Raw genomic sequence first — 11,818 nt, forward strand, 5'->3', positions numbered from 1 at the left:
GATGAGGTAAACTATGCTCCAGAAGTGGAAAAGAAAAGGAAAAAGATTCCGCCATGTGGAAAAAGACGGAGAAGAGACGACGGAGCTTTCTGTGAAAATACGGGCGGCAAAATTTCGTGATCTGCCGATGAGTCTGCGGATTCTGATCGTGAATCTCAGTCTGTTTCTGATTCTGTGCGCCGTATTTTTTATGGCAGGCGCGTATCTGTATGCGCCGCAGGCGGCAGGACGGAATTACGTGGAAGCATGCCTGGCAGGAGACTGGAACAGTGCATACGATGTATGCCAGTTCCCGGACAGCACGTTTCTGTCGCGGAAGAACTACGTCAATGCAATGACCTGGAAAGCAAAACAGGACGGCACTGACGGGCAGGAAACACCGGAGATCAAGAGCTTTTTCATGCGCAGAAAACAGAATCTTGAGACCGGGGAAAACAGGATTTATACTGTGCGGTACACGTTAAAAGGCATGAGCGACTCGCAGGAAGAAACATTGGAGATCGCCGCCGGGGATACCGTAAAATGGAACTTCAAAGAGTGGTACGTTGTGCCGAAAGACAGCTGCGTGACGGATGTCGAAATCACCGTCCCGGCGGATGCCTCGTTCTATCTGGACGGCGTGCAGGTCGGGAAAAAGTATTTAAAAGAGACGGCAGATAACGTCAGCATCTACAAAATCCCGTATCTCTTCCTCGGCGGCCACACCATTGAACTGACCGAAAAACAGAAAGACCCATACCGCGAGATCGTCCTCGTGCAGGACAACAGCAGCATGGAATTCCTGCCGGATTTAAAACTCAACGATTCCACCGGCAAAACCATCGCCGACCGCGCAGAAGAGTCCCTGGACAAGGTATTCACAGCCGCAGCCGCCGGAAAATCCTTCAGCACCATCAAAAATGAATTTTCCGCCGACACCGCCGTACAGAAAACCGCCAAAGAACAGTACCAGCAGCTCTGCGATGCCTACCTGAACAGCGACACCAACACCGGAATCACCAGCATCACCGTGAGCAGCGTCTCCACAACCGTAACCAACGAATCCAACCAGATGAAGATCGAAACCAACGTGACCGCTGCGATCGAGCGACGAACCCGTTTCCTCCATTTCTTCCGCAAAACCAAAATAGAGACCGTCACCTGGAAACTCGAGTCCGTTGTGACGCTGGAAAACGAAAAATGGGTGATGGGCAGCGATTTCCTGACTAAAATAGGACATGAGGCATAAGGTGTTTGCTTCCGTTGTTCTGGCAACGTTAAAACTTTGCAGTTACTCTTAAGCAGAGAGGATAATCAGGCTGGACAGGTGAAAGACCTGTGATTTGGTGGCAAAGCACCAGAAAGAAACCAGGTTTTTTAAAAGAGAGTGACAAAGAGTGATTTTGTATCCGCTTTTACCATGGGTGCAGAGTCACTCTTTTTTTGTGACAAGATGTTAAGAAACGATAAACATTAATTTACCAGAAGTGGAAAAATGTAAGAATTTGTGCCTTGCATCTTAGGTCAGATCACGTTATGATAGTAAGTAGAAAAATGTCGAAAAACGTTTGTGTTACGATGGAAGAAAGTTCCGCAAAGGGGCGGGACGATGGAGTATAAACAGATCATATGGAAAGAAAATCATTGAAACAGAGAAGAAAGCAGATGCGCCGCAGACAGATGATGCAGAAAGTATCACGGATTTCCCTGTGTGTGGTAATCGGCCTTCTTTTTCTTGCGCTTATCTGGAAATTTGCGGGAGCGCAGCTTGCGAAAAAAGGAATTGTACTGAGTAATGACACAGCCGCAAAGACGGTGAGCGAGACGGCGCCGGAGGCGGAGGACGGATCGGGAAATGCGGGAATTAAGAAGCTTGCGGAGACCACGCCGCCGAATGAGACGCCGGGATGGCAGTACAGCTCGTCGGGCTGGTGGTACGCAACGGATGCCACAACGTACTACGTCAACGGCTGGGCAGATATCGACGGAAACCAGTACCATTTTGATTCCAATGGTTACATAGCGACCGGCTGGAAAGCGATCGGCGGAAAAGGCTGTTACTTTGATGACCAGGGTGTTTACCAGCCAGACCGCAACGGCTCGATGATGGTAGCCCTGACCTTTGATGACGGCCCAGGCGTCTATACCAGCACGCTTCTCGATACGCTGGAGCAGTACGGGGCACAGGCGACGTTCTTTATGCTCGGCAGCAATGTGGAAAAATACGGTGCAGATGTGATCCCGCGCATGGCGGCGATCGGCTGTGAGCTTGGAAACCACTCCTATGCGCATCCGAATATGAAAGAACTGAGCACCGACGACGGCCTTGCCCAGTTCCAGATGACGGATGATCTGATCGCCCAGTACAACAACGGACAGGGTGCAACTGTCATCCGTTTCCCGTATGGAAACAGCACCGATGAACTGCTCGCATCTATCGGCCGCCCGAGCATCATGTGGGATGTCGATACCCTGGACTGGCAGACAAAAAATGTACAGGCAAACATCAGCGCCGTTCTCGACAGTGTAAGCCCGGGAGACATTATCCTGATGCATGATATCCACGAGACGACCGTAGAATCGTGTGCAACGATCGTGCCGGAGCTGATCAACCGCGGGTATGAGCTTGTCACGATTCATACTCTTGCAGCGGCAAACGGCGTGGATCTTGCAGCGGGAGAGACGTATTACGGCTTCCATGGCGGAACGACAAACGAATAGAAAACAGAATAGAAAAACGACAAAGAACCGCCGGTTTACTCTCAAATCAAGAGTGAACCGGCGGTTCTTATGTCATTTTATGAAAATTTATTTCATTGCCGCTCTCTTACGAAGTCTGGAATCCAGCTCTTTCTTACGGATACGTAAGGAAACCGGAGTAACCTCAAGAAGCTCGTCCTTGTCGATGAAGTCCAGAGCCTGCTCCAGGGAAAGGATTCTCGGCGGAGTCAGACGCAGTGCCTCGTCGGAAGAAGAAGTACGGGTGTTGGTCAGGTGCTTCGTCTTGCAGACGTTCAGCTCGATATCCTCGGCCTTACCGTTCTGTCCGATAACCATACCGGCGTAAACCTTCTCGCCAGGTCCGATGAACAGAGTACCGCGCTCCTGTGCGGAGTACAGACCGTAGGTAACGGACTCGCCTGCCTCGAAAGCAATCAGGGAACCCTGTTTGCGGTATTCAATGTCGCCCTTGTACGGTGCGTAATCTTCAAACTCGGTGTTCAGGATACCAGTTCCTTTGGTGGAGGTCATGAAGATTCCACGGAAACCAATCAGGCCTCGTGCCGGGATTTCGAACTCCAGACGGGTGGAACCATCGCTTGCGCGGCTCATGCCGTGAAGCTCGCCTTTACGCTCGCTGAGGAGCTGGATGACAGTACCGGAGAACTCGTCCGGAACGTCAACGTATGCGATTTCCATTGGCTCGAGTTTGCGTCCGCGCTCGTCCTCTTTGTAGATAACCTCTGCCTTACTTACTGCGAACTCATATCCCTCACGGCGCATGTTTTCGATCAGGACGGACAGATGCAGCTCACCACGGCCGGAAACCTTGAAGCAGTCTGCGGAATCAGTCTCCTCGACGCGGAGAGAAACGTCAGTGTTCAGCTCACGCATCAGACGGTCACGCAGGTGGCGGGAAGTTACGTATTTACCTTCTTTACCGGCCAGCGGGCTGTCGTTTACGATGAAGTTCATGGAAATAGTCGGCTCGGAGATTTTCTGGAACGGGATGGAAACCGGGTTGTCCAGATCGCCGCAGAGAGTATCTCCGATGTGGATATCCGGGATACCGGAAACAGCAACGATAGAACCGATGCCTGCCTCAGTAACCTCTACTTTTTTCAGTCCGTCAAATTCATACAGTTTGCTGACCTTTACTTTTTTCTTCTTGGTCAGATCGTGGTGGTTGACCAGCATAACGTCCTGGTTCACGCGGATCGTTCCGTTTTCAACTTTGCCGACACCGATACGTCCAACGTATTCGTTGTAGTCGATGGTACTGATCAGAAGCTGTGTGCCAGCTTCCGGATCGCCGGTCGGAGCCGGGATGTATTTCAGAATGGTCTCGAACAGAGGTGTCATATCCTTCGGGGTGTCGTTCAGATCGAGTACGGCATGACCCAGCTTTGCGGATGCGTACAGGAACGGACAGTCAAGCTGCTCGTCGGATGCGTCGAGATCCATCAGAAGCTCAAGCACTTCGTCGATGACTTCGTCCGGGCGTGCCTCCGGGCGGTCGATTTTGTTGATGCAGACGATAACGGAAAGATTCAGCTCAAGTGCTTTTTTCAGCACGAATTTGGTCTGCGGCATAGCGCCCTCGAATGCGTCTACAACCAGAATAACGCCGTCTACCATTTTCAGAACTCGCTCAACCTCGCCGCCGAAGTCCGCATGGCCTGGGGTGTCGATGATGTTGATTTTCGTTCCTTTGTAGTAAACTGCTGTATTTTTGGAAAGAATGGTGATTCCACGCTCACGCTCGATATCGTTCGAGTCCATGACACGTTCCTGAACCTCCTGATTGGCACGGAAAACGCCACTCTGTTTCAGAAGCTCGTCTACCAGTGTAGTTTTACCATGATCGACATGGGCGATGATGGCAACGTTTCTTACATCTTCTCTCGTTGTTTTCATTTCTTCATTCCTCTTCCTATGGGTTGACCCTGCCGGGTTCAATTTTTCAAAATTTCAAGCCGGCCGGGAATGTTTATCACAGCACAAAGGCAGGTGCCTTGCCGTTTTGTCTCTGCTGGATGCCTGCCTATCTGAACTATTATAGCACAGAACAGAGAAAAAAAACAGGGAAGATGTGACATTTTTTGTATTGCAATGGTAGAAAATACGAAGCATGTGGTGCGGTTTTTACAGAAACATATACAAAAAATTGGGCAGAATGCTGATTTGAATAGAAATAAAAAAATCTGGAAAAAAGTGGTTCTGAAAAAGAAATGTGGTTCATACATTAGGATTATAGATCAGCAAAGTACCGATCAGAAATCAATATTCAGAAAGAAAAGACAAAGGAAGGGGATTTTCATTATGGCAGACAAGATGATTGAAAACAATCAGGTGGTTATCATGGGAGAGATTGTCTCCCCGTTTACATTCAGCCATCAGGTATTCGGAGAGGGCTTTTACCTCGTCGATGTGATGGTCAAGCGGTTGAGTGAATCGCAGGACATCATTCCGGTGATGGTCTCCGAGCGGCTGGTGGACGTATCACAGGATTACCAGGGTGAGTGGATCTGCATCAGCGGTCAGTTTCGGTCCTACAACCGCCACGAGGAGAAGAAGAACCGTCTGGTACTCTCCGTATTTGCGCGGGAATTAAGCTTCGTGGAGGAAGAGGACGATTCCGTCAAATCCAACCAGATTTACCTCGATGGATACATATGTAAACCGCCGGTCTACCGGAAAACACCTCTGGGAAGAGAGATCGCCGACCTTCTGATCGCGGTCAACCGTCCGTATGGAAAATCAGATTATATCCCGTGCATCTGCTGGGGACGGAATGCGCGGTATGCCTCTGCGTTTGCCGTGGGCGGCCACGTTCTCATCTGGGGACGGATCCAGAGCCGGGAATATATGAAGCGGCTGAGCGAGACGGAAATGGAAAAGCGGACCGCGTATGAGGTTTCGGTGAGCAAGCTGGAATATAGTGAGAGTTAAAGCGCGATCCGCTGTTGACAAGAAAATTTAATGATGCTATAGTAAAAGCAGAACTGAAGTGGATAGAGGTCGCATTACTTCAAGAGTACCTTTTCGGATGCCTCAGCAGCAAAAGAAGAAGAGGAAAAGGGAAGAATGCCGAAGGACATCCGGCGCTGAACCGGTATGCTCCTGGGCGCAGGTTGAAAAAATCTGCGACTGTCATCGAGAGATGGAGAGCTATCTGATCATAGATACTGCGTATGTGTGAATTTGGAGGCGATCTTATCTGGGATGAGGCGCCTCTTTTTTAAACGGAAAGTGAAATTTTCCGTGGGAGATAAGCTCCGGCGACTGATTTCTTATGGTTTTATCTGACACAACATACAGGAGGAAAAGAGAATGTCTATTTTTAAAGGTGCAGCTGTTGCAATTATCACACCGATGACCGAAACACAGGAAGTGAATTACGAAAAACTCGGAGAACTGATTGAGGAGCAGATCGCCGGCGGAACCGACGCCATCGTTATCTGCGGAACCACCGGTGAGGCTTCGACCCTGTCCCATGAGGAGCATCTGGATGCCATCAAATATACCGTGGAAAAAGTAAATCACAGAATCCCGGTAATTGCAGGAACCGGCTCCAACAGCACGGAGACAGCAATTTATCTGTCTCAGGAAGCAGAAAAATACGGCGTGGACGGACTTCTTCTCGTTTCTCCGTATTACAATAAAGCAACACAGAAGGGCCTGATTGCACACTTTACCGCAATCGCAGACAGCGTCAAAGTGCCGGTCATCCTTTACAACATTCAGGGCAGAACCGGCGTAAACATTGCACCGGAAACGATCGTCTATCTGTTCAACAACGTTGAGAATATCGTTGCAGTCAAAGAGGCTTCCGGAAACATTTCCCAGGTCGCAAAAATTATGCAGCTGACCGATGGAAAGATCGATCTGTACTCCGGAAACGACGATCAGGTTGTGCCGATCCTTTCCCTTGGCGGAAGCGGTGTAATCTCCGTTCTTTCCAACGTAGCACCGCGTGAGACCCACGACATGGTACAGAAATTCCTCGACGGCGATGTGGCCGGATCCAGAGAAATCCAGCTGAGAGCACTGCCGCTCATCGATGCGCTGTTCTGCGAAGTAAACCCGATTCCGGTAAAAGCAGCGCTGAACCTGATGGGCAAAGAGGTTGGCCCGCTTCGTCTGCCGCTGACCGAGATGGAGCCGCAGAACCAGGAGCGCCTGGCAAAGGCTATGAAAGATTTTGGAATCAAACTGGCTTAAGTTAAGAATACACGAAGTAAAGAAGGAAAAAGACAATGGTTAAAATTATTATGCATGGCTGCAACGGCCATATGGGACAGGTCATCACCGGCCTGGTAAAAGAAGATGCAAATGCAGAAATCATAGCCGGAATCGATATGAACGACAACGGCCAGAACGATTATCCGGTATTCAAAAGCCTGGCAGAATGCGATGTTCCGGCAGACGTAGTCGTTGACTTTTCTTCCTACAAGGCAGCCGACGCACTGCTCGATGCCTGCAAGGAGAAAAAACTTCCACTCGTCCTCTGCACCACAGGCCTCACCGAGGATCAGCTCAAAAAAGTGCAGGAGACCAGCAAAGAAATCCCGGTTCTCCGCTCTGCAAATATGTCCCTTGGTGTGAATACGCTGATGAAACTGGTACAGGCAGCTGCAAAAGTGCTTGCCGAAGCAGGCTTTGATATGGAGATCGTGGAGAAACACCACAAACTGAAATGCGACGCTCCAAGCGGAACCGCCATCGCCCTGGCAGACAGCCTGAACGCGGCAATGGACAACCAGTACCACTACGTATACGACAGAAGCCAGCGCCACGAGCAGCGTGACCCGAAAGAAATCGGAATCTCTGCTGTACGCGGCGGCACCATCGTCGGCGACCACGACGTCATCTTCGCAGGCCCGGACGAGGTTGTTACCCTGTCCCACAGAGCATATTCCAAAGGAGTTTTCGGAAAAGGAGCTGTAGAGGCTGCAAAATTCCTGGCTGGAAAACCGGCTGGCATGTATGACATGCAGGATGTCATTGCTGCGAAATAAGGCAGAAACAGGGAAAAAATGAATAGAAACCAGAAAGTGCGCAACGAAAATGCGAAACGTTGCGCACTTTTTCTTTTCTTACAACGGGATTTTCGGAATTGAGGAAGTTATTTTGCAGAATATTTGGCAGAATACACAAGAAAAAATACGGAATATCAAAAGAGAACGTGAAAATCGCAAACGGTAATGGAAAAATCAATGCGCAACAAGGTAAAACGCTAAAGTTGCGCATTTTGCACAAAAAATAGTAAAACAGTATATTTCGACAAGAAATATCTTATAAAAACTGCGAATTGTAAACAATATGCCGAAATGATATGATAATGGCACAAAGAAAAATAAAGAGTTGAGCAACAAAAAAGTTGCGCAAACAAGAAAGGGAATGAGAAGATGAAAAAGAATGGTTGGAAAGGGTTTTGCAAAAAGCTCTACAAGTACCGGGTATTTCTTCTGATGCTTGCACCGGCAGTAATTTATACCCTGATTTTTTCCTACTACCCGATGACAGGAATTGTAATGGCATTCAAAAAATACTCCTACGCAGGAGGTATCTGGGGAAGCCCGTGGAACGGATTTGATAACTTCAAGTTCTTCTTTAAATCAGGACAGGCCGGACTCGTTACCAGAAATACCGTGCTGTATAATCTGGCATTTATTGCGATCAACACGACGATGCAGATTGCCGTTGCCGTGCTTCTGACCGAGATCCGCAACAAACATTACCGTAAGATCACACAGTCGCTGATGTTTCTGCCGTATTTCATTTCCTGGGTTATCGTAGGAGTTATGGCATTCAATATTTTCAGTTCCGACTACGGTTTTCTAAACCGACTGATTGAAACCTTCGGTGGAACACCAATCAAGTTTTACACGACACCAAAGGCATGGCCGTTTATCCTTGTCTTCTTTAATGTATGGAAGGGAATCGGATACGGTTCTGTTATGTACCTGGCAGCGATTATGGGAATTGACACTTCGATTTATGAAGCAGCCCGCATCGACGGAGCAAACGTGTTCCAGCGAATTTTCAAAGTAACAATCCCGATGATCATGCCGACCACAATCATCCTGCTTCTGCTATCCGTCGGAGGCATCTTCAAAGGAAACTTTGATATGTTCTACAACCTGGTTGGAAGTAACGGTCTTCTGTACAACTACACCGATGTAATTGATACCCTGACGTTCCGTGCCTTAATCAGCAGCAACGACTTCGGAATGTCCGCAGCTGTTGGTCTGTATCAGTCGGTACTGTGCTTTATCACTGTCGTAATCGTAAACAAACTGGTTGGTCTTTATGATAAAGACTACACCTTATTCTAGGAGGGATGAAAAGTGGGATCTTCCAGTCATACAAGTAAAATCAAAAGAGGAAAAGATGCGGTTGCACTTGATATCATCGCGTACGGATTCTGCGGAATCATCGCGCTGGTCTGCCTCGTTCCTTTCATCATGATCGTATCCGGCTCGTTTTCTTCGGAATCGGCCATTATCCAGAACGGTTTCAGCCTTCTGCCGCAGGATTTCAGCCTGGAGGCATACAAAACCGTATTTAAAGATCCTATGGTTGTCTTCCGCGCATACGGCACGACCATCGGTCTGACCATCGTCGGAACGGTACTTGGTCTGCTGCTGCAGACTATGACAGCTTATGTACTGTCACGTAAGGAGTTTGAGTGGAGAAATCAGTTTTCGTTTTTCTTCTACTTTACCACTTTGTTTTCCGGCGGTCTTGTTCCGTACTACGTACTGATGACACAGACCCTGAATCTGCGGGACAGCTACCTTGCACTGCTCCTTCCGCTGCTGTTCAGCGTATACAACCTTCTGATCATGAAGAGTTACATCGTGGGACTTCCGGATTCTCTGATTGAAGCGGCCAAGATTGATGGCTGCGGCGAGTTCCGTATTCTGTTCCGGATTGTAATGCCGCTGATCAAACCGGCACTTGCTACCGTGGGCCTCTTCATTGCACTGGCTTATTGGAATGACTGGTACAATGCGATGCTGTATATCAAAGACACGAACAAGTATCCGCTGCAGTATTTCCTGTATCAGCAGGTTAATGATATTGAGGCATATAAAAAGCTTCTTGCAAACAACGCCGCAGGCTCTGCCGTCAGCGCAATCTCATTGCCGACCCAGTCCCTGAAAATGGCACTTACCATTGTAGTAACCGGCCCGATCGTTCTGGCATATCCGCTGGTACAGAAATACTTTGTACAGGGTATCACAATCGGAGCAGTCAAAGGCTGATACAAATCATGTTAATTTAACTGAATCAAGTAAGTCCCTGTTTCCATTGCGAAAAGCAATAAGCAGGCGGGTGGGGACTTGCTTGTATCAGGAGGAGTGCAAGCTCCTTCTGATAAACTGCGGAGCAGTTATTCGGTTATGAGCAAGTAGCAAAGCGGATTGCGAATATCCGCTTGAATTACACATTATATTTATGAAGGAGGTTCTTTATGAAAAAGAGCACAAAAAAACTGGTATCTGTATTACTTGCATCCGCAATGGCAGCCGGCATGCTGGCAGGATGCGGTTCCGGCAACGGAAAGGGAAGCACGGGCGACAGCAAAAGCAGCTCCGCAGCTTCCGGCACATCGGGAGACAACCTGAGTGCAGACACTTCGGAGCATGTCGATCTGACGATGTATCTGATCGGCGACCGTACCCCGGATTTTGATGAGGTTTACGCCAAAATCAATGAGATTCTGGAAGAGAAGCTGAACTGCTCTCTGAACGTAGAATTCCTTTCCTGGGGCGAGCATGACACGAAATATTCCCTGCTGTTCTCCTCACAGGAAGATTTTGACCTGATCTTTACCGCATCGAGCTGGTGCCATTACGAGCAGACCGTTTCCCTCGGCGGATTTGCACCGCTTTCTGAGGACTTTATCAAAACGTATGCACCGGATATCTGGGAGGTTGTTCCGGAAATGGCATGGGAGCAGGCAAAGATTGACGGACAAATCTACATGGTTCCGAGCTATGCCAACGAGTTTGGTCAGGAAGTTCTGGCAGTGCGCGGTGACCTGATGGAAAAATACGGTATGGATGATATTACATCCTGGGATGACCTGATGAAGTTCTACAAAGCATGTGCAGCAGACGGTATCTATGCAAGTCAGGGCGGACCGTGGTATCCATTCTTCCAGTCCCAGGGCTATTCCACAACGGGCGGAGCACCGAAGGGCGGCGAGCTGATTCTGTATCATACCCAGGATCCGAAAGATCTTGAATTCCAGTACATCGGTGAATGGGATGCGTTCCGTGAGTACTGCCAGGAGATGAAAGACCTGGTAGACGCCGGAGCATGGTCCAGCGACGTATTAAACAGCAGCGATGAGAGACAGACCGGACTTCTGACCGGAAGAACAGCAAGCATGAGCTGGAATCTCGGAACCTGTCTTACCTACGGAAAACAGGCAAATGAGGAACATCCGGATTGGAATGTAACGATGGTAGACCCGAACAAAAACCTGTCGAAAAAAGTAAACTCTTACATCAACAACGGTGTTGCCATCAACGCAAACAGTAAAAACAAAGAGAGAGCCATGATGGTATTAAATGAATTCTACACCAACCCGGATGTTTACGATCTGGCTATGCTCGGTATCGAAGGAAAGCACTGGGAAGCAGTCGGTGATGATCAGTACAAAGTTATTGATGAGAGCGGCTATGGTGTAGCAAGTAACTGCAACTGGGGATGGAACAACTGCACCATCCAGAGAGAGGAATATCTTGAGAACAGAACGGCTCTGGACGACAAGTATGAAAGCATCAAAGATGCCTTCAACAACAACATCAAAGAAGATCATGTTTACGACGGATTTAACTTTGATTCCAGCAATGTAAGTACACAGTTTGCAGCAGTAGAGGCAGCCATCGACAATTATTATAACCCGCTGATCAACGGTCTCGTTGACGATGTGGACGCTTCCATCGATGCCATGAACGCAGCTATGGACAGCGCCGGAATCCAGGATATTCTGGATGAGATGAACCGTCAGGCAGCAGAGTATGTAGCGGAGAAAGAAGAAAAATAAAACAGTAAAATAAAACAGGGAATGGACGCGCTGGTCTGCCAGAAGCTCCGG

Annotated in this window: 9 protein-coding genes and 1 riboswitch; of the genes, 8 read left to right on the forward strand and 1 reads right to left on the reverse strand. The window is 48.7% G+C overall.

The features are described 5' to 3' along the window. The first annotated feature begins 13 nt into the window (after positions 1-13). Both DWZ60_RS04625 and DWZ60_RS04630 read left to right on the forward strand, forming a co-directional pair. A complete protein-coding gene (locus DWZ60_RS04625; RefSeq protein WP_117761432.1) occupies positions 14-1,228 on the forward strand; it encodes a hypothetical protein in 1,215 nt (404 codons plus the stop codon). A gap of 380 nt (positions 1,229-1,608) precedes the next feature. After that, positions 1,609-2,700, forward strand: coding sequence for a polysaccharide deacetylase family protein (locus tag DWZ60_RS04630; RefSeq protein ID WP_119221322.1), 1,092 nt, complete (start codon positions 1,609-1,611; stop codon positions 2,698-2,700). Between the two features lie 87 nt (positions 2,701-2,787). Here DWZ60_RS04630 and typA read toward each other — a convergent pair whose 3' ends face one another. Beyond that, entirely contained in the window at positions 2,788-4,617 is a 1,830-nt protein-coding gene (typA, locus tag DWZ60_RS04635; RefSeq protein ID WP_055266953.1) for a translational GTPase TypA, read from the reverse strand. Between the two features lie 405 nt (positions 4,618-5,022). On the opposite strand from typA, the gene DWZ60_RS04640 reads away from it, so the two are divergent. The 6 genes from DWZ60_RS04640 (at position 5,023) to DWZ60_RS04665 (ending at position 11,767) form a co-directional block, all read left to right on the forward strand. Continuing rightward, positions 5,023-5,652: a single-stranded DNA-binding protein gene (locus DWZ60_RS04640; protein ID WP_055220802.1), complete on the forward strand. Its 630-nt coding sequence runs from the start codon at positions 5,023-5,025 to the stop codon at positions 5,650-5,652. Between the two features lie 55 nt (positions 5,653-5,707). Then, positions 5,708-5,882, forward strand: a riboswitch (Lysine riboswitch). Positions 5,883-6,033: 151 nt separating this feature from the next. Further along, the gene (gene dapA, locus DWZ60_RS04645) at positions 6,034-6,924 is read left to right on the forward strand and encodes a 4-hydroxy-tetrahydrodipicolinate synthase (RefSeq protein ID WP_022461866.1); all 891 of its coding nucleotides are present in this window, start codon (positions 6,034-6,036) and stop codon (positions 6,922-6,924) included. 35 nt (positions 6,925-6,959) lie between these two features. Continuing rightward, the gene (dapB, locus tag DWZ60_RS04650) at positions 6,960-7,721 is read left to right on the forward strand and encodes a 4-hydroxy-tetrahydrodipicolinate reductase (protein ID WP_117510456.1); all 762 of its coding nucleotides are present in this window, start codon (positions 6,960-6,962) and stop codon (positions 7,719-7,721) included. 390 nt (positions 7,722-8,111) lie between these two features. Next, entirely contained in the window at positions 8,112-9,041 is a 930-nt protein-coding gene (locus DWZ60_RS04655) for an ABC transporter permease (RefSeq protein ID WP_022461864.1), read from the forward strand. 12 nt (positions 9,042-9,053) lie between these two features. After that, positions 9,054-9,974: a carbohydrate ABC transporter permease gene (locus DWZ60_RS04660; RefSeq protein WP_022461863.1), complete on the forward strand. Its 921-nt coding sequence runs from the start codon at positions 9,054-9,056 to the stop codon at positions 9,972-9,974. Between the two features lie 209 nt (positions 9,975-10,183). Next, positions 10,184-11,767 carry an ABC transporter substrate-binding protein gene (locus DWZ60_RS04665; protein ID WP_022461862.1) on the forward strand — a complete coding sequence of 528 codons (1,584 nt, stop codon included), beginning with the start codon at positions 10,184-10,186 and terminating at the stop codon, positions 11,765-11,767. Positions 11,768-11,818: the final 51 nt, after the last annotated feature.

Source organism: Blautia sp. AF34-10 (genome assembly GCF_003477865.1).
Lineage (GTDB): Bacteria > Bacillota > Clostridia > Lachnospirales > Lachnospiraceae > Fusicatenibacter > Fusicatenibacter saccharivorans.

What these genes read in the sequence shown, in the direction of transcription:
- DWZ60_RS04625 (WP_117761432.1), top strand. Translation starts at nt 14, where the DNA reads ATGCTCCAGAAGTGGAAAAGAAAAGGAAAAAGATTCCGCCATGTGGAA.
- DWZ60_RS04630 (WP_119221322.1), top strand. Translation starts at nt 1,609, where the DNA reads ATGGAAAGAAAATCATTGAAACAGAGAAGAAAGCAGATGCGCCGCAGA.
- typA (WP_055266953.1), bottom strand. Translation starts at nt 4,617, where the DNA reads ATGAAAACAACGAGAGAAGATGTAAGAAACGTTGCCATCATCGCCCAT.
- DWZ60_RS04640 (WP_055220802.1), top strand. Translation starts at nt 5,023, where the DNA reads ATGGCAGACAAGATGATTGAAAACAATCAGGTGGTTATCATGGGAGAG.
- dapA (WP_022461866.1), top strand. Translation starts at nt 6,034, where the DNA reads ATGTCTATTTTTAAAGGTGCAGCTGTTGCAATTATCACACCGATGACC.
- dapB (WP_117510456.1), top strand. Translation starts at nt 6,960, where the DNA reads ATGGTTAAAATTATTATGCATGGCTGCAACGGCCATATGGGACAGGTC.
- DWZ60_RS04655 (WP_022461864.1), top strand. Translation starts at nt 8,112, where the DNA reads ATGAAAAAGAATGGTTGGAAAGGGTTTTGCAAAAAGCTCTACAAGTAC.
- DWZ60_RS04665 (WP_022461862.1), top strand. Translation starts at nt 10,184, where the DNA reads ATGAAAAAGAGCACAAAAAAACTGGTATCTGTATTACTTGCATCCGCA.